Annotated in this window: 15 protein-coding genes, 2 tRNA genes, 1 other RNA gene and 1 pseudogene; 12 read left to right on the top strand and 7 right to left on the bottom strand. The window is 49.4% G+C overall.

Annotated features, from left to right (window positions below; all coding sequences use genetic code 11):
- The first annotated feature begins 24 nt into the window (after positions 1 to 24).
- The 7 genes from EFER_RS08705 to EFER_RS08675 are packed head-to-tail and all read left to right on the top strand — an operon-like array spanning position 25 to position 6,906.
- Positions 25 to 1,032: a 3-oxoacyl-[acyl-carrier-protein] synthase III C-terminal domain-containing protein gene (locus EFER_RS08705; RefSeq protein ID WP_000375817.1), complete on the top strand. Its 1,008-nt coding sequence runs from the start codon at positions 25 to 27 to the stop codon at positions 1,030 to 1,032.
- On the top strand, positions 1,029 to 2,045 hold the full coding sequence (locus EFER_RS08700; protein ID WP_000699363.1) for an NAD-dependent epimerase/dehydratase family protein: 1,017 nt from the start codon (positions 1,029 to 1,031) through the stop codon (positions 2,043 to 2,045). Before EFER_RS08705 ends, EFER_RS08700 begins: the two co-directional genes overlap by 4 nt.
- Complete coding sequence (locus EFER_RS08695; protein ID WP_001074299.1) at positions 2,023 to 2,829, top strand: MBL fold metallo-hydrolase; 807 nt, start codon at positions 2,023 to 2,025, stop codon at positions 2,827 to 2,829. The genes EFER_RS08700 and EFER_RS08695 overlap by 23 nt, the downstream gene beginning before the upstream one ends.
- Entirely contained in the window at positions 2,826 to 4,112 is a 1,287-nt protein-coding gene (locus tag EFER_RS08690; protein WP_000612467.1) for a F390 synthetase-related protein, read from the top strand. The genes EFER_RS08695 and EFER_RS08690 overlap by 4 nt, the downstream gene beginning before the upstream one ends.
- Entirely contained in the window at positions 4,109 to 4,711 is a 603-nt protein-coding gene (locus EFER_RS08685) for a phosphatase PAP2 family protein (protein ID WP_024256456.1), read from the top strand. The genes EFER_RS08690 and EFER_RS08685 overlap by 4 nt, the downstream gene beginning before the upstream one ends.
- A complete protein-coding gene (locus EFER_RS08680; protein WP_001281629.1) occupies positions 4,704 to 5,828 on the top strand; it encodes a sterol desaturase family protein in 1,125 nt (374 codons plus the stop codon). Before EFER_RS08685 ends, EFER_RS08680 begins: the two co-directional genes overlap by 8 nt.
- Positions 5,815 to 6,906: a fatty acid desaturase family protein gene (locus tag EFER_RS08675; protein WP_001048205.1), complete on the top strand. Its 1,092-nt coding sequence runs from the start codon at positions 5,815 to 5,817 to the stop codon at positions 6,904 to 6,906. The genes EFER_RS08680 and EFER_RS08675 overlap by 14 nt, the downstream gene beginning before the upstream one ends.
- 16 nt (positions 6,907 to 6,922) lie before the next feature.
- Here EFER_RS08675 and EFER_RS22495 read toward each other — a convergent pair.
- The 5 genes from EFER_RS22495 to EFER_RS08655 form a co-directional block, all read right to left on the bottom strand.
- A non-coding RNA gene (locus tag EFER_RS22495) (RtT sRNA) lies at positions 6,923 to 7,054 on the bottom strand.
- Positions 7,055 to 7,100: 46 nt separating this feature from the next.
- Positions 7,101 to 7,185, bottom strand: a tRNA-Tyr gene (locus EFER_RS08670).
- A 34-nt stretch (positions 7,186 to 7,219) separates the two neighbouring features.
- A tRNA-Tyr gene (locus EFER_RS08665) sits at positions 7,220 to 7,304 on the bottom strand.
- 160 nt (positions 7,305 to 7,464) lie between these two features.
- Positions 7,465 to 8,307 (bottom strand): formyltetrahydrofolate deformylase, encoded by an 843-nt coding sequence (gene purU, locus EFER_RS08660; RefSeq protein ID WP_000555843.1) that lies wholly within the window; start codon positions 8,305 to 8,307, stop codon positions 7,465 to 7,467.
- A gap of 52 nt (positions 8,308 to 8,359) precedes the next feature.
- The gene (locus EFER_RS08655; RefSeq protein ID WP_015953446.1) at positions 8,360 to 8,818 is read right to left on the bottom strand and encodes a YchJ family protein; all 459 of its coding nucleotides are present in this window, start codon (positions 8,816 to 8,818) and stop codon (positions 8,360 to 8,362) included.
- A gap of 113 nt (positions 8,819 to 8,931) precedes the next feature.
- Between EFER_RS08655 and rssA the strand changes: the two genes are divergently transcribed.
- From rssA to galU, 3 genes are all read left to right on the top strand, one after another.
- Positions 8,932 to 9,837 carry a patatin-like phospholipase RssA gene (gene rssA, locus EFER_RS08650; RefSeq protein ID WP_001226468.1) on the top strand — a complete coding sequence of 302 codons (906 nt, stop codon included), beginning with the start codon at positions 8,932 to 8,934 and terminating at the stop codon, positions 9,835 to 9,837.
- A 91-nt stretch (positions 9,838 to 9,928) separates the two neighbouring features.
- Positions 9,929 to 10,942 carry a two-component system response regulator RssB gene (gene rssB / locus EFER_RS08645; RefSeq protein ID WP_000193436.1) on the top strand — a complete coding sequence of 338 codons (1,014 nt, stop codon included), beginning with the start codon at positions 9,929 to 9,931 and terminating at the stop codon, positions 10,940 to 10,942.
- 202 nt (positions 10,943 to 11,144) lie between these two features.
- A complete protein-coding gene (gene galU, locus EFER_RS08640) occupies positions 11,145 to 12,053 on the top strand; it encodes a UTP--glucose-1-phosphate uridylyltransferase GalU (protein ID WP_000718984.1) in 909 nt (302 codons plus the stop codon).
- A gap of 132 nt (positions 12,054 to 12,185) precedes the next feature.
- Here the strand turns inward: galU and hns are convergent, their stop codons facing one another.
- A complete protein-coding gene (hns, locus tag EFER_RS08635; RefSeq protein WP_001287376.1) occupies positions 12,186 to 12,599 on the bottom strand; it encodes a histone-like nucleoid-structuring protein H-NS in 414 nt (137 codons plus the stop codon).
- Between the two features lie 691 nt (positions 12,600 to 13,290).
- Here hns and tdk point away from each other — a divergent pair.
- Together tdk and EFER_RS22960 are read left to right on the top strand one after the other, a co-directional pair.
- The gene (gene tdk / locus EFER_RS08630; protein ID WP_002431517.1) at positions 13,291 to 13,911 is read left to right on the top strand and encodes a thymidine kinase; all 621 of its coding nucleotides are present in this window, start codon (positions 13,291 to 13,293) and stop codon (positions 13,909 to 13,911) included.
- A gap of 223 nt (positions 13,912 to 14,134) precedes the next feature.
- Positions 14,135 to 15,462 (top strand): annotated as a pseudogene (locus tag EFER_RS22960) (IS4-like element IS4 family transposase).
- Between the two features lie 56 nt (positions 15,463 to 15,518).
- Here the strand turns inward: EFER_RS22960 and adhE are convergent.
- Positions 15,519 to 18,194, bottom strand: coding sequence for a bifunctional acetaldehyde-CoA/alcohol dehydrogenase (gene adhE, locus EFER_RS08615; RefSeq protein WP_000301635.1), 2,676 nt, complete (start codon positions 18,192 to 18,194; stop codon positions 15,519 to 15,521).
- Positions 18,195 to 18,302: the final 108 nt, after the last annotated feature.

Here is an 18,302-nt window from a genome sequence, read left to right as displayed (position 1 = left end):
TGGAGCAGTGAAGGAGCACTGACCGTGGATCGACCTAATCAACCGACGATCTCCGCGGCGTTAAAAATAATCGCCACGGGGATCGCCTTACCCCCTGATAAAATCACTTCTCAACAACTGGATGTTCAGTTAAATAAACCAGTTGGCTATGTTGAGCGACGTTCCGGTATTTGCTGGCGCTATTTTGCCCGCAACGACGCCAGTCAGGCCGAACTGGCGGCAGACGCATTGCATAATGCGTTATCAGCGGCGGCCTTAAAACCTTCTGATATTGATCTGCTAATTTGTGCATCGGCCATAGCCATACAGGCATTACCCTGTAGCGCAATTCATATTCTCAAAGCCGCAGCCATGCCCGCAGGCATTGCCGGGTTTGATATCAACAGTAGCTGTGTGAGCTTTATTTCCGCTCTGGAAGTTGCAGCAGGATTATTAAACTGTGGGGCATACCGGCGCATTGCCATCGTCTCGGCAGATATCGCTTCACGCGGTATCGACTGGAATCATGAAGAGTCGTCACTCATTTTTGGTGATGGTGCAGCGTGCGCGATTGTTGAGCGGGGCGATGGTCGCAGCGGGATTATCGCCAGCCTGATCGAAATGTATCCCGAAGGCAGCGAACTGTGTGAAATTCGCGCTGGCGGCACACGGTGTAATCCTCGCTCTGGCGTAAGTGACAGCGACTTTCTTTTTCATATGCAGGGAAAACCGCTGTTTCGTTTTGCTTCTTCGCTTATTGAAGATTATTTTTCGCGCTTACTGCAAAAAAGCGGTCTGCAACTGGCTGATATCGGTACGGTCGTTCCGCATCAGGCCAGTCATCTTTCCCTTGAACATATGCGTAAACGGCTGCGAGTGCCGGAGTCTGCGCTCATTGATGTCTACCGTTTCTACGGCAATCAGGTTGCGGCGTCTGTCCCCACAGCGCTGCATGAAGCGGTGATTAGCGGTCGTTTCACTAAGGATAAGCCTGCGATGTTGATTGGCACGGCGGCGGGATTAACGCTGGCAGGTATGGTGCTTTTACCGTGAAAATCCTCGTGACGGGGGCGACCAGCGGCCTCGGGCGAAATGCTGTGCAATCTTTGTTGCAATCGGGAGTGTCGGTTGTGGCAACAGGGCGCAATCGCGAGGTTGGTAAAAGCCTGATAAGCGCAGGCGCGCAGTTTGTGGCTCTCGATTTAACCGAGGTAACTGAGGATGACTGCGCCCGTTTGATGGATGGCTGCGATGCCGTCTGGCACTGTGCGGCAAAGTCCTCACCCTGGGGAGACAAAACGGCGTTCTGGCTTGCCAATGTCAAAGCAACCCATACTCTGGCACAGGCGGCAGGCAGGCTGAATATTCCCCGGTTTATCCATATCTCCACGCCTGCGGTTTACTTTGATTTTCAACACCACTACGACCTGCCAGAAACCTGGCTTGCGCGCTCTTTCTCAAGCCATTACGCGAGCAGTAAATATGCCGCTGAGCAGGTTATTGCCGGGGCTGTAGCGCAATATCCTGCCACGAGGTTTATCCTTTTGCGCCCCCGTGGACTTTTTGGTCCCCATGACAATGTGATCGTTCCCCGTCTGATGCAGCAATTGCAACAGGACGGCGGTTGCTTACGTTTGCCGCGCGGGGGCGAAGCGTTACTGGATCTCACTTTCGTGCAAAACGTGGTGTATGCCATGCAACTGGCAACGCAGGTTGAAGGATTACGCTCGGGCAGTATTTACAACATCAGCAATCATCAGCCGCAGAAATTATCTGTAATGCTTGACGCCTTGCTGCGCCAGCAATTGGGATTGAGCTACCGAATTGCTACCGTTCCGTGGCCGTTGCTTTCTCTGGTCGCACGCGGCCTGGAGCTGTACGGGAAGTGCGTTAATCAGGAACCCGTTATCACACGTTACAGCGCCGGAACACTCTGTTTTGATATGACGCTGAGTGCGCAAAAGGCCATTACAGAGCTGGGCTATCACCCGCGCTTTTCGATGGAGCAAGGTATTGCAATCACGGGACAATGGCTGAGGGAACATGGCAAAAATAACCGTATTTGAAACGGGCTGGTGTACCCATATTGGCTGCATTGCGCTAAAAGGGGCAGGGCTGAAAGTGTGTAAGTTCCCTGCCCGCGCCTGGCTGCTGGAAGTGGGCGAGAAACGCTGGCTGTGGGACACCGGTTATTCTTCGTGGTTTGAACATTACACGCAATCCGGTGTATTTCGTCTTTATCGCCAGGTCACGCCGGTTTATTACGAGCCGCAACAGGCGCTGATGCGGCAACTCTCCGCACACGGACTGGCGGCTAAAGATGTTGATGCGATTATTCTGTCGCATTTTCATGCCGATCATATTGCCGGTCTGCGCGATTTCCCTGATGTCGCTTGCATCTGTTCTGGTGAAGGCTGGCGGCAGGTAAGAACTCTGCGTGGTGTCGCTGCGCTGCGCCAGGCTTTTGTGCCAGGACTGATCCCTGAGAATTTTGAGTCCTCACTGCGTTTTATTGAAAGCTTTGCATCGGTGAGTTTGTCCTCTGAACTGGCACCGTTTGAGTGCGGCTATTTGTTGCCAGAAAGCAATGGTGAAATTATCCTCGTACCGCTTCCCGGACATGCTGTCGGACATATTGGCGCATTTGTGTTGACCGACAATGGCTGGATATTACTGGCTGGCGATGCCGCATGGGCGCCTGCTAACTACCGCGAACTGCGAGGTCCTTCACCGCTGGCGCATCTGGTTATGTCCGACAGCCACGCCTACTACCGCACGCTTGGGCAACTCCATCAGCTTTGGCAAAACGGCGCAGTGGATATTCGATTGTGCCACGAGGGGGATTTATGATCCCGCTGGCTTTACTCTGGCGCTACTTCCGTACACGCAGGCTGCATTTCACCGAACGTCAGGCGCTGGAAAACTGGCAGGCAAAAAGGCTGCATCAGTTCCGGCAAAATGTCTTATCTCAAAGCCCGTGGTTTCAGCGTTATCTGGCGTTGCCCTTTAACCAGTGGCCGTTGATGGACAAAGCGTTAATGATGACGCATTTCGATGAGATGAATACCGCTGGTTTAAAGCGCGACGAACTTCTCGCTTGTGCAATGCGCAGTGAGCAGAGCCGTGATTTCAAACCCTGTGTGGGCAAGTTCAGCGTTGGGCTTTCATCAGGTACATCGGGGCGTCGTGGACTTTTTGTTGTTAGCCCGCACGAACAACAGATGTGGGCCGCGGGTGTGCTGGCAAAAGTGCTGCCCGACGGTTTATTTGCCAAAGAGCGGGTGGCGCTGTTTCTGCGTGCGGACAACAACCTCTATCAAAGCGTGAACAATCGCTGGTTAAGTCTCGATTTTTACGATCTGCTAGCGCCATTTCAGGCGCAACTCAAACTTCTGCAACAGCGAGCACCCACGATTATTGTCGCCCCAGCTCAGGTATTACGCGCACTGGCTCTGGCGGTGATTGCCGGAGAGCTAACGCTAAAGGTCAAAAAAGTGATTTCGGTGGCGGAAGTTCTGGAGCCGCAGGAGCGGGAATTACTGCGAAGCGTGTTCAACAATGTGGGCGAGATTTATCAGGCGACAGAAGGCTTTCTCGCTTCCACCTGCCGCTGTGGCAGCTTACATCTCAATGAAGAATTTATTAACATTGAACCGCAATGGCTGGATGAGCACCGTTTCGTGCCGATTGTCACTGACTTTACTCGCACCACGCAGCCGATAGTGCGTTATCGACTGGATGACATACTGGTGGCAAGTGGACAGCCATGCCCCTGTGGCAGTGCAACAATGGTGATTGCGCGTATCGAAGGGCGGCAGGACGATCAACTGCAACTGCCGACAAGATCTGGCGATATTCAGACCGTTTTTGCCGATTCCTGTAGCCGTGTGCTGGCGATGACGCTGCCGCTAACGGCCGATTATCGCCTGCTACAAACCGGGGCAGCACAGCTGACGCTAATAGCAGATTGCGAACCGGGGATGCTGGAGCATTGCCGGGAAGCATTGAATGCTTTGTTTTTGTGCCAGAATATCGCGGTAGAGCAATTGATATGGTCGCTGGAATCGCAAACTGTGGCAGTCGCTTTTGCGGCCAAGCGGCGGCGAATTGTGCGTGAGTGGGGTCGGGAATGAGCAATCTACTGCTACGCCTGAAACAGATACTGCTTGGCTGGGGAACCGTTGGGGTTATTTACAACTTTAGCGACTACCTGCAAGGTGAGGGATATCAATTAACACCGTCAATAATTGATAACATGATTACGTTTTCACCCTCTGCCGTGTGGCTGTATCTCTCGTTTTTTTTAATTGTGCCGTTAGGTTATTTATCCACGCCACTTTGCCACCTGCGCTGGCTTGCCCGCGCAATGCAACTTTCGGCCCTGGTTGCGGGTCTGTTTTATCTTCTCTGGCCCACAACAATGCATTATCCCTCGTTTGATCAAATGGGGATATCCGCGGGCGCACTCAACAGGCTGATAGCGATTGACTCAAGTCAGAACTGTTTTCCCTCTTTACATGCGGCGCTCACGCTGTTGGCTGTATGGGCGATAGCTAAAAAGGGGAACCGTTGGCTAACACTAATGAGCGTGGTCTGGGCGATAGCTATCGCCTTTTCGATTCTGCAATTACGCAGACATTTATTTATCGATTTAGTAGGCGGCGCGTTGCTGGCGTCGATTTGCGGTTGGATATGCGCAACATGCGAGAAAAGGAAGACGCAATATGAGTGATTTACTGTTTCCCATCATATCGATGGTGCTGTTAGTGTTAGCCGAAGCGGGCGTGTTGCAATTCACCGGGCGGCAAAAAGTGGACTGGCTGGACGTTATTTTTAATATCAACTCCGGTCATATGATGCTGTGGTTATTTCGCTGCCTGGAAGTGCTCTGCTATAGCCTGGTGGTCAATCACTTCAGCCTTGGACTGTTTGATAATGCGCCAGGGATCCTGCTGTGGCTATTTACAATCCTTGCGTGGGATTTCGGCTTTTACTGGCTGCATCGCTGGCATCACGAGATGCGCCCGCTGTGGGCGGTACATGTGGTGCATCATCAGGGGGAACACTACAACCTCTCATTAGGTGTGCGGAACTCGTGGTACTCCTCGTTAACCTCAATCCCGTTCTTTATGCTGCTGGCGATGCTTGGCGTGCCGTTGCAGGTCTTTTTGGCGGTTTCTATTATTCACTATAGTTGGCAATTTTTTAACCATAACGCGCTAGCGCCGAAACTGGGTTGGCTGGAAAAAGTGCTGATCACGCCTTCGCATCATCGCGTCCATCATCTGAATGAAAAGCAATATGCCGATACCAATTACGGTGGCACCTTTTTGTTGTGGGATAAACTTTTCGGTTCGTATAGTGCCGGGCCGGAACACGACGTAGGCTACGGCGTAAAAAATAGTCGCTTGTCCTGTAACCCGATGCGCGAGAGTAACCTGCCATTTTTACGCTTAATGGGCTTTCGCTCATTTGGCAAAGCGATTGAACGTCGCTACCAGAGTTCTGCGTGGGCGGTAGGGGCAGGGGTGATCCTGCTGTTTATGCTGGTGCTTGGCTACATCCAGCAATATGGTTATGGCATTGAGTTTATTACCAGTGAGCAAGCCGTATTATTTGTTCTGCTGGTGGCAGGCTCCGTTGCGCTGGGGGGCATGAGCGACGGGCAGCGTTGGGGAATGATTTTGTGGTGTTCGGTGACGTTGTCACTGCTCTATTTTATTCTTTATATGTGTTCGTGGAGCACTCTGCTCTGGAAGGGATTAGCGGGCATTTTGCTGGCCCATTGTGTGTTATTCCTAATCGGTGTAGGACGTAAGTCGTTAAGGAAACGCTATGAACCTGTTTAATCCCGACAGGTTAATCACTTTTCCTGCTGATGATCCGCAACTGGTGAAGCAGCTGCAAAACGATACGAAAGTCTATCTGGCGAAATCATGCGATCATCGGTATGCCGACGGCTGGGCATTCACCAAAATGGCGGCATTGATTATTGCCTGTTTATGCTGCTATTCACTGGCGTTATCTCAAAGTCAGTGGGGACTGTATCTGTTGTGGTATCTGGCGATGATGTTTTGCGCCATGTTGTTAGCGGTCAATGTGGTGCATGACGCTTCGCACGATGCGTTTTTGCGCGGTAAAAAGGCCAATGCGTGGCTAAACCGGTGGGTTGCGTTCCCGATGGGGCTTGATCCGGACTGCTGGCGGGTGCGCCATGTTCGCTTTCATCACGGCTTTACCAATATTGAATTTTACGATCCTGACACCGCAGAAAATGGCATTCTTCGCCAGACGCCGTGGCAACGGTGGCGACCTTTTATGCGCCAGCAGCATCGCTACTGGCCACTGGTCGCGGCGCTCACCTTTCCCTGGTACATCTGGGTAGTGGACTGGTTCGATCGCGCCGGGTTTACTCCGGTCACACGACATCTGGCCCTGCGAGGCTTTGCTGGCTGGGGATATTTCTTAGCCGGGAAACTGGCGCATTGTGTGTTGTGTCTGATACTCCCGTGGCTTCTGTCTGAATTTAATTTCATGACCATCCTGCTGACTTATCTGCTCAGCCAGCTGCTGGCGTCATTGATCTTTGTGATGTTGATTATCGGAACGCACTGGGCGAAGGGACATACGCAGTTACCACCAGAAGAGGGCAAAATGGCCGTGGGCCGGCTGGCGCATACCTTCGCTACTACCTTTGACTGGACGCCGCAACCTGCATGGCTTGGTTACTGGCTGGGCGGGATTAATCTGCATCTTACCCATCATCTTTTTCCTCACTGGCATCATCGCCATTATCCAGCGTTAAGCCGCATTATCGCTCAAATTGCCAGCCAGCAAGGTCTGGATTATCAGTTGTTGACGTTAGCGGATTTGTTGAGGCTACAGCAGCAGTTTTTACGGCGAATGGGGGAGAAGCCGATAGACTGAGAATGGAATCAAGTGATGGTGGTGGGGGAAGGATTACTCAGCGCTGCGCGCTTCGCCCTACGGGTCGTTGCCTGCGGCAACGCTCTCTCGCTGGCGCTCGAGTCGAACCTTAGTCGAAGCTTCTCATCCTTCCCCGCATGAGCAGAATATTCAGTTACGGATTCGTTGGAGAATACAGGGGTTTTTGAAAGTGATGGTGGTGGGGGAAGGATTCGAACCTTCGAAGTCGATGACGGCAGATTTACAGTCTGCTCCCTTTGGCCGCTCGGGAACCCCACCAGGGATAATTCAAATTTTGATGTAATGCTTGAGATGGTGGTGGGGGAAGGATTCGAACCTTCGAAGTCGATGACGGCAGATTTACAGTCTGCTCCCTTTGGCCGCTCGGGAACCCCACCACGGGGTAATGCTTTTTACTGGCCTGCTCCCTTGTGGGGAAGCGGGGCGCATCATATCAAATGACACGCCGCTGTAAAGGGTTACGTTGAGAAAAATGAACTGGTTGCGTAATTTTCATCCGTAACGGATTAAAGGCAACCAGTTCTATTTTGCCAGCGATTAAAGAATAATCGTCCGGTTACCGTAAACAAATACACGCTGCGCCAAAACCTGGTAAAGCGCGCGGCTTAATACGTTTTTCTCGACATCACGACCCGCACGCATCATATCTTCGGCAGTGTAAGTGTGATCTACATGAATAACGTCCTGCATAATGATTGGGCCTTCATCCAGATTGTCATTCACGTAGTGTGCCGTTGCGCCAATAATCTTTACGCCGCGTTCATAAGCCTGATGATAGGGACGTGCACCAATAAACGCAGGCAGGAATGAATGGTGAATATTGATAATTTTGTTCGGGAAACGAGCGACAAACTCCGGCGTCAATACCCGCATATATTTCGCCAGCACGACATAATCAGGTTGATGTGCTTCAATGGCATCCGCCATCTTCTGATCGTGCTCGTTGCGGCTTAACCCTTCATGGCTTACCAGTTCAAACGGTATATCAAATCGTTCCACCAATGGACGCAGGGTATCGTGGTTACCAATAACCGCCGCGATTTCAACATCCAGGCCACCGTAGTTGGCTTTCATTAGCAGATCGCCCAGGCAATGCGCTTCTTTAGTGACCAGAATCACTATCCGGCGACGACCGGCGGGATTCAGTTCACGCACGGAGCCTTCTGGCAATGCGCTATCGAGATCCGCCAGCAGGGTGGAATCATTAAAAATCCCTTCCAGTTCCGTGCGCATAAAAAAGCGCCCGGTACGGTGATCAACAAATTCATTGTTCTGCACGATATTTAACTCGTGCTTGTAGCAAATATTGGTAATACGCGCGATAAGGCCTTTTTGATCAGGGCAAATAGTACGCAGAACTTTTCGTTGTAGTGAATGCATTGCTGGTAAAACCTTGTAAGAGAGTGTTTGCATGGTTACATGCCGTCAGCTGTTATTGGCCGCAGCACTTTTTAAATTTTTTACCTGAACCACAAGGGCAGGGATCATTTCGACCAAACTGCGGACGTGTACCATCAATATAGTACCACTGGCCATTTTCTTTTATAAAACGCGAGCGTTCAATAATTGCGCCAGCTCTACCTCGCTCAGAATAACGAGCGACAAAACTAACATATCCTGTCTTTCCATCAGTGGTAAGGGCATGGTCAAACACAGTCAAACCCAACCACTCGGTATGAGCAAATCCGGCAATAATATCGTCGCGCAGCTGCGCAACTCCACACGATGAATGCCATGTCTTGATTAAATAATCTGCATCTTTCATAACAAACGCGCTGTAACGCGAACGCATGAGTTGTACCGGATCTGGTGCAAGTTGATTACCGGAAAGATAACGCTGACAACATAGGCTATACTCGACTGCGCTACCGCAGGGACAAAGTTGAGACACAAATCATCTCCCTGAAATAAAAAAGTGGCGTATGGACGCCCTGGGTAGCGCTATGTTAACTGAGCAGTGGCAATGTTGCTATGTCTGCAGACCAGGGGAAGTTCGTCGGTACAATGAGAAAGATAAAAATAGGCCTGGCACTGGGGTCCGGTGCTGCACGCGGTTGGTCACATATTGGTGTGATAAAAGCGCTAAAACAAATAGGTATTGAAATTGATATTGTTGCCGGATGCTCCATAGGTTCATTAGTGGGAGCTGCTTACGCCTGTAATAAATTATCTGACCTGGAAAACTGGGTGAGCTCGTTTAGTTACTGGGAAGTATTGCGACTGATGGATCTCTCCTGGCGACGAGGCGGTTTGTTACGGGGCGAACGCGTTTTTAATTACTATCGTAATATTATGCCTATCGCAGAAATAGAAAATTGCACACGGCGTTTTGGTGCAGTTGCGACTAATCTGAGTACCGGCAGGGAGTTATGGTTTACCGAAGGCGATCTTCATCTGGCAGTGCGTGCATCCTGCAGTATCCCTGGGTTGATGGCGCCAGTTGCGCACAACGGCTATTGGTTAGTCGATGGGGCAGTGGTTAATCCGGTGCCTGTTTCACTGACCAGAGCGATGGGCGCTGATATTGTTATAGCAGTTGATTTACAGCATGATGCACATCTGATGCAACAAGATCTCCTTTCGTTAAATGTGAGTGAAGATATCAGTGATAGCGAAGATTCGCTTCCCTGGCATCAACGCCTGAAAGAGCGGCTAAGTAATATTACGACTCGTCGGGTTGTCACTGCGCCAACGGCAATGGAGATAATGACCACCTCCATTCAGGTTCTGGAGAACCGTCTCAAACGCAACCGTATGGCTGGCGATCCACCTGATATTCTGATCCAGCCTTTCTGTCCACAAATCTCAACGTTGGATTTCCATCGTGCCAGTTCTGCCATTGTGGCAGGGCAACTCGCGGTAGAAAAAAAACTCGATGAGCTTTCACCGCTTGTGCGAGCCAACGGTTGACGCACATTTTTATCTACACTTAAGTTAATTCTGACAGGCGCATGTGGCGATACCGTGCCACTATTGTTTAAAGCCAGTCAGGGGGGAGAATATGACGCAGCCATTGGTCGGAAAACAGATTCTTATTGTGGAGGATGAGCCAGTGTTTCGCTCGCTTCTCGATTCGTGGTTTTCCTCATTGGGAGCGACAACGGCACTGGCAATGGATGGACTTGATGCACTTGATTTGTTGGTAAGCTATACCCCAGATCTCATCATCTGTGATATTGCAATGCCGCGAATGAATGGCCTGAAGTTCATTGAACAAATCCGTAATCGTGGTGATCAGACACCAATCCTGGTCATCTCTGCGACGGAAAATATGGCCGATATAGCCAAAGCGTTGCGGTTGGGCGTTGATGATGTATTGCTTAAGCCCGTGAAAGATCTCAATCGCTTGCGTGAAGCCGTATTAGCCAGCTTGTATCCAAATATGTTTAATTCCAGGGTAGAAGAGGAAGAGCGATTATTTCGTGACTGGGATGCGCTGGTGGAAAATCCACCGGCTGCCGCCAAACTTTTACAGGAACTGCAACCACCCGTTCAGCAAGTGATCTCTCACTGTCGAATAAATTATCGGCAGTTGGTGGCCGTCGACCAACCGGGTTTAGTTCTGGATATTGCGCCGCTTTCGGATCAGGATCTGGCTTTTTATTGTCTGGATGTAACAAGAGCCGGGAATAATGGTGTCCTGGCGGCACTATTACTGCGTGCATTATTTAACAGTTTATTACAAGAACAGTTGCTGCATCAGAATCAGCGATTGCCAGAATTAGGTGCCTTATTGAAGCAGGTCAATCATTTGCTTCGCCAGGCGAATTTACCCGGACAATTTCCGTTGTTGGTGGGGTATTACCATAGCGGACTAAAAAATTTGATTCTGGTTTCTGCTGGTCTTAACGCAACGCTGAATACTGGAACGCATCAGGTTCAAATCAGTAGCGGTGTACCGTTGGGGACTTTAGGTAATGCGTACCTCAATCAATTAAGCCAGCACAGCGAAGCCTGGCAGTGCCAAATTTGGGGCGCGGGTGGAAGATTACGCCTTATGTTGTCTGCGGAATGAACAATTGAGCGGGGGAAGTAAAATTGCCATACCCCGCTTTTCACAGCCAGTGATACTATCGTCACCAGTTATATAAGTATTTGTCTTAATTATGCTGATGCGTATCCTTTTCAGACCAGGCGGTTACACGGGTACTGATATACTCGGATGCGATACATATTGATGAACACGTTCTATACACGAACAGTCCAGGAGAATTTAAATGGCTGCCATTAATTCGAAAGTCAAAAAAGCCGTTATCCCGGTAGCGGGATTAGGAACCAGGATGTTACCGGCAACGAAGGCTATCCCAAAAGAGATGCTTCCGCTGGTAGATAAGCCATTAATTCAGTACGTCGTGAATGAATGTATTGCAGCGGGTATCACGGAAATTGTCCTGGTAACCCACTCTTCAAAAAATTCCATCGAAAACCACTTTGATACCAGTTTTGAACTGGAAGCGATGCTGGAAAAACGTGTTAAACGCCAGCTGCTTGATGAAGTGCAATCTATTTGCCCGCCGCATGTCACTATTATGCAGGTACGTCAGGGGCTGGCAAAAGGCCTTGGCCACGCAGTGCTTTGTGCCCATCCGGTGGTAGGCGATGAACCGGTCGCAGTTATTCTGCCTGACGTTATTCTTGACGAATATGAGTCCGATTTATCCCAGGATAACCTGGCAGAAATGATTCGTCGTTTTGATGAAACAGGAAATAGCCAAATCATGGTTGAGCCTGTAGACGACGTTACTGCATATGGTGTAGTCGATTGCAAAGGTGTTGATTTAGCTCCGGGTGAAAGCGTACCAATGGTCGGTGTGGTAGAAAAACCAAAAGCCGACGTTGCACCTTCTAATCTTGCTATTGTAGGGCGTTACGTTCTGAGCGCAGATATCTGGCCTCTGCTGGCTAAAACTCCTCCGGGAGCAGGGGATGAAATTCAGCTTACCGATGCAATTGATATGCTGATCGAAAAAGAAACTGTTGAAGCCTACCATATGAAAGGCAAGAGCCACGACTGTGGTAATAAATTAGGCTATATGCAGGCATTTGTGGAATACGGTATCCGTCATAATACTCTTGGCGCAGAATTTAAATCCTGGCTGGAAGAAGAAGTTGGTATTAAGAAGTAACCAACCTTTGTAGTGGTCAAAAGTACGGCGTCGAAAAGGCGCCGTTTTTTATGGCTGAAGCTAAGGGGTTTCCGAAAAGGAACAATAAAAAATCCCGCTCAGTGGCGGGATTTTAAGCATTCAATTTAAGAATTATTCCTTGATCAGGAAGTCTTCCAGTTGTTTGCCTTGCTCGTCCATTGCTTTTTTGATTACTGCTGGAGTACGGCCCTGGCCAGTCCAAGTTTTGGTTTCACCATTTTCATCAACGTAGCTATATTTAGCCGGACGCTGAGCGCGTTTAGCTTTGGTGCCGGATTTAACAGCAGCCATGCTATTCAGTAATTCATTCGGGTCAATACCGTCAGCAATCAGCATTTCACGATATTGCTGCAGTTTACGAGTACGTTCTTCAACTTCAGCAGCTGCCGCGCTTTCTTCTTCGCGACGTTCGTTTACAACTACTTCTAATTTTTCCAGCATTTCTTCCAGCGTTTCAAGGGAACATTCTCTTGCCTGCGCACGAAGAGTACGGATGTTGTTCAGAATTTTAAGTGCTTCGCTCATTGTAGTAATCTCAAACTTATATTGGGGTGGTTTGTTGAGCTAATAATAGAGCGTTAAATTCAGTTGTGCAATAGCCATGAATGTAAGGAATTCAAAATTTGTTCTTTATTTTGCTCTTCCATTAAATAACTGATCCTGAATTTATCGGCTTTTAAGAGGTAAAAATGAGCTTATTGTCAGGGGGGATACTGATGAAAACAGGGTTAAACTTCCTGATACAGGTCACATTTTATCAGAGTGAAATAGTTTCGTTTTGCAGTGATTTCAACCTTCTGTATTAGATCCACTAACAAGACCTGACAAATACTACATTAGAGGTAACAGAGTCTGTAACAATAACTCGGGAATTTCATATAGTGTGGCGTTGATAATCCCGGTGGATGAATTAACCACACATCATTTGTGAAAGAATGTGTATATAGTCTGAATAATTCAAGGCGCAGGATGGCGGCAAACGGGAGGCGCTCCGGGCGTTTACTCAAGTAAGTAACAGCGGGGAACACATGCAACTTGATGTATGGCGAGTATAGATAAACATATAGCTGTGCGTACCGTTATAACGGCACTATAGCAGCCTATTGTTCACCCAGACTAAATACACCGACATACACGCTCTGCGAGCGGGAAAACGGGCAAAATATGGTACACTTCTGGCAAATTGTATATCACCTGGGTGAGGGTTTTGTCGCCAATGGCACAACTATATTTTTACTATTCAGCAATGAATGCGGGTAAGTCTACGGCGTTGCTGCAATCGTCTTACAATTATCAGGAACGCGGAATGCGTACTGTTGTTTATACGGCAGAAATTGACGACCGTTTCGGTGCCGGGAAAGTAAGCTCCCGCATAGGGCTTTCATCACCAGCCAGATTGTTTAACCAAAACTCATCATTATTCGAAGAAATTCGTGCAGAAAATGCGAAACAACCTGTCGATTGTGTTTTGGTTGATGAGTGCCAATTTTTAACCCGCCAACAGGTTTATGATTTATCCGAAGTTGTCGATCAACTTGATATTCCAGTACTGTGTTACGGCTTACGTACAGATTTTCGTGGTGAACTCTTCGGAGGTAGCCAATACCTGCTGGCCTGGTCAGACAAACTTGTCGAATTAAAAACTATCTGTTTCTGTGGCCGTAAAGCAAGCATGGTGTTGCGGCTCGACCAGGAGGGGAGACCCTATAATGAAGGCGAACAGGTGGTGATAGGCGGTAATGAACGCTATGTCTCCGTATGTCGTAAGCACTATAAAGAAGCGCTTGCTACAGACTCTCTGGTTGCGATTCAGAAGCGTCACCGACAAGCAGAATAATTTATTTTGACCGTGATAAAGCTGGTGTAACGCAGGAACAGCATTGTTTCAGCGGACATCAGCTTTTTTATCGAATATAGAATTTTCGCTGGCACCATTCAGCTTCATTGAAAGCATAAAAAAACGGCCCCAAGAGGAGTAATGCCAATCAGTTAAGGATCAGTTGACCGATCCAGTGGCTGTGTAAGAATCCGGAAACGTTCACTCGTTTCCGGATTTTTTTATGCTCATTGGACAGGCCCTTGATTTGGTATCCCGTTACGATTCTCTGCGTAACCCACTGACTTCTCTGGGGGATTACCTCGACCCCGAACTCATCTCTCGTTACCTTGCCGAATCAGGTACTGTAACGCTACGCAAGCGCCGTCTTCCCCTCGAAATGATGGTCTGGTGTATTGTTGGCATGGCGCTTGAGCGTAAAGAACCTCTTCACCAGATTGTGAATCGCCTGGACATCATGCTGCCGGGCAATCGCCCCTTCGTTGCCCCCAGTGCCGTTATTCAGGCCGCCAGCGCCTGGGAAGTGAGGCTGTCCGCCGCGTGTTCACGAAAACAGCGCAGCTCTGGCATAATGCCACGCCGCATCCGCACTGGTGCGGCCTGACCCTGCTGGCCATCGATGGTGCGTTCTGGCGCACACCGGATACACCAGAAAACGATGCAGCCTTCCCCCGCCAGACACATGCCGGCAACCCGGCGCTCTACCCGCAGGTCAAAATGGTCTGCCAGATGGAACTGACCAGCCATCTGCTGACGGCTGCAGCCTTCGGCACGATGAAGAACAGCGAAAATGAGCTTGCTGAGCAACTTATAGAACAAACCGGCGATAACACTCTGACGTTAATGGATAAAGGTTATTACTCACTGGGACTGTTAAATGCCTGGAGCCTGGCGGGAGAACACCGCCACTGGATGATCCCTCTCAGAAAGGGAGCGCAATATGAAGAGATCAGAAAACTGGGTAAAGGCGATCATCTGGTGAAGCTGAAAACCAGCCCGCAGGCACGAAAAAAGTGGCCGGGACTGGGAAATGAGGTGACAGCCCGCCTGCTGACCGTGACGCGCAAAGGAAAAGTCTGCCATCTGCTGACGTCGATGACGGACGCCATGCGCTTCCCCGGAGGAGACATGGCGGATCTGTACAGTCATCGCTGGGAAATCGAACTGGGATACAGGGAGATAAAACAGACGATGCAACTGAGCAGGCTGACGCTGAGAAGTAAAAAGCCGGAGCTTGTGGAGCAAGAGCTGTGGGGTGTCTTACTGGCTTATAATCTGGTGAGATATCAGATGATTAAAATGGCGGAACATCTGAAAGGTTACTGGCCGAATCAACTGAGTTTCTCAGAATCATGCGGAATGGTGATGAGAATGCTGATGACATTGCAGGGCGCGTCACCGGGACGTATACCAGAGCTGATGCGCGATCTTGCAAGTATGGGACAACTTGTGAAATTACCGACAAGAAGGGAAAGGGCCTTCCCGAGAGTGGTAAAGGAGAGGCCCTGGAAATACCCCACAGCCCCGAAAAAGAGCCAGTCAGTTGCTTAACTGACTGGCATTACCCCAAGAGGAGCCGTTAACTTTTGATTACTCAGATGAAGAAATTAAGCGGATTTTTTCGCTTTTTTCTCTGCTTTTGGCGCCGGGGCAGCTTCTTGATTGACTGCAGCACCTTCAACAAAATCACGACCGTAGTAAGTATCCAGCAGAATCTGCTTCAGTTCAGAGATCAGAGGGTAACGCGGGTTAGCGCCGGTGCACTGATCATCGAATGCATCTTCAGACAGTTTATCTACGTTCGCCAGGAAGTCTGCTTCCTGAACGCCAGCTTCACGGATAGATTTTGGAATACCCAGTTCAGCTTTCAGACTTTCCAGCCATGCTAACAGTTTCTCAATCTTCGCTGCAGTACGGTCACCCGGTGCGCTCAGACCCAGATGATCTGCTATTTCAGCGTAACGACGGCGTGCCTGCGGACGGTCATACTGGCTAAATGCAGTCTGCTTGGTCGGGTTGTCGTTCGCGTTGTAACGAATAACGTTACAGATCAGCAGGGCGTTCGCCAGACCATGCGGAATGTGGAACTGAGAACCCAGTTTATGCGCCATAGAGTGACATACACCCAGGAAGGCGTTCGCAAACGCGATACCGGCAATCGTTGCAGCACTGTGAACGCGTTCACGAGCAACCGGGTTTTTAGAACCTTCGTTGTAAGACGCTGGCAGGTTTTCTTTCAGCAGTTTCAGTGCCTGCAGAGCCTGACCGTCAGAGAACTCAGAAGCCAGTACAGAAACGTAAGCTTCCAGAGCGTGGGTTACTGCATCCAGACCACCAAAGGCACACAGAGACTTCGGCATGTCCATAACCAGGTTAGCATCAACAATCGCCATATCCGGAGTCAGTGCGTAGTCTGCCAGCGGATATTTCTGACCAGTTGCATCATCGGTTACAACCGCAAACGGAGTTACTTCAGAACCAGTACCGGAAGTAGTAGTAACAGCGATCATTTTCGCTTTCACGCCCATTTTCGGGAACTTGTAGATACGTTTACGGATGTCCATAAAGCGCAGCGCCAGTTCTTCGAAGTGAGTTTCCGGATGTTCGTACATTACCCACATGATTTTCGCGGCATCCATCGGGGAACCACCACCCAGCGCGATAATAACGTCTGGTTTGAAGGAGTTTGCCAGCTCAGCACCTTTACGTACCACGCTCAGGGTAGGATCAGCTTCTACTTCAAAGAACACTTCAGTTTCAACACCAGCGGCTTTCAGCACAGAGGTGATCTGATCTGCATAACCATTGTTGAACAGGAAGCGGTCGGTAACGATCAGAGCACGTTTGTGACCATCAGTAATCACTTCATCCAGTGCGATTGGCAGAGAGCCACGACGGAAGTAGATCGATTTCGGAAGTTTATGCCACAACATGTTTTCAGCTCGCTTAGCAACGGTTTTCTTGTTGATCAGGTGTTTCGGACCAACGTTTTCAGAGATGGAGTTACCACCCCAGGAACCACAACCCAGAGTCAGGGAAGGCGCGAGTTTAAAGTTGTACAGGTCACCGATACCACCCTGAGAAGCCGGGGTGTTGATCAGGATACGGGCAGTTTTCATTTTCTGACCGAAGTAGGTCACGCGTGCCGGTTGGTTGTCCTGATCGGTGTACAGGCAGGAGGTATGACCGATACCGCCCATCGCTACCAGTTTCTCTGCTTTTTCTACTGCATCTTCGAAATCTTTCGCACGATACATAGCCAGAGTAGGGGACAGCTTCTCGTGTGCAAACGGTTCGCTTTCGTCAACAGCAGTTACTTCACCGATCAGAATCTTCGTGTTTTGCGGAACGGTGAAACCTGCCAGCTCAGCAATTTTATATGCCGGCTGACCAACGATTGCTGCGTTCAGAGCACCGTTTTTCAGGATGACATCCTGAACAGCTTTCAGTTCTTTGCCCTGTAAGATATAACCGCCATGAGTTGCGAAACGTTCACGAACGGCATCATAGACAGAATCAACAACAACAACTGACTGCTCGGAAGCACAAATAACGCCGTTATCGAAGGTTTTAGACATCAGTACAGAAGCAACAGCTCGTTTGATATCTGCAGTTTCGTCAATAACAACAGGGGTGTTACCTGCACCTACACCGATTGCAGGTTTACCGGAGCTATACGCCGCCTTAACCATGCCTGGGCCACCAGTTGCAAGGATCAGGTTGATATCCGGGTGGTGCATCAGCGCGTTGGAGAGTTCAACAGAAGGTTGATCGATCCAGCCAATCAGGTCTTTCGGCGCACCAGCAGCGATAGCAGCCTGCAGAACGATATCTGCAGCTTTGTTGGTTGCATCTTTTGCGCGCGGATGTGGAGAGAAGATAATGGCGTTACGAGTCTTCAGGCTGATCAGCGATTTGAAGATAGCCGTGGAGGTTGGGTTAGTGGTCGGAACAATACCACAGATAATGCCGATTGGTTCTGCGATAGTGATAGTACCAAAGGTGTCATCTTCAGAAAGAACACCACAGGTCTTTTCATCTTTATACGCGTTATAGATGTATTCAGAAGCGAAGTGGTTTTTAATCACTTTATCTTCAACGATACCCATGCCGGATTCGGCAACGGCCATTTTAGCGAGAGGGATTCGAGCATCTGCGGCAGCCAGGGCGGCGGCACGGAAGATTTTGTCTACTTGCTCTTGAGTGAAACTGGCATATTCACGCTGGGCCTTTTTTACACGCTCTACGAGTGCGTTAAGTTCAGCGACATTAGTAACAGCCATAATGCTCTCCTGATAATGTTAAACTTTTTTAGTAAATCATCTGCTCGATACGAGAGTATAGTCAGAACGCCGAAAGTTTGTGGAACTATATTTAAATCAATGTGTTAC

The sequence above is a fragment of the Escherichia fergusonii ATCC 35469 genome, from assembly GCF_000026225.1.
GTDB classification, from domain to species: Bacteria; Pseudomonadota; Gammaproteobacteria; order Enterobacterales; family Enterobacteriaceae; genus Escherichia; species Escherichia fergusonii.
The sequence above is the reverse complement of the archived record's forward strand: the minus strand, read 5'-3'. Positions and strand labels throughout refer to the sequence as shown.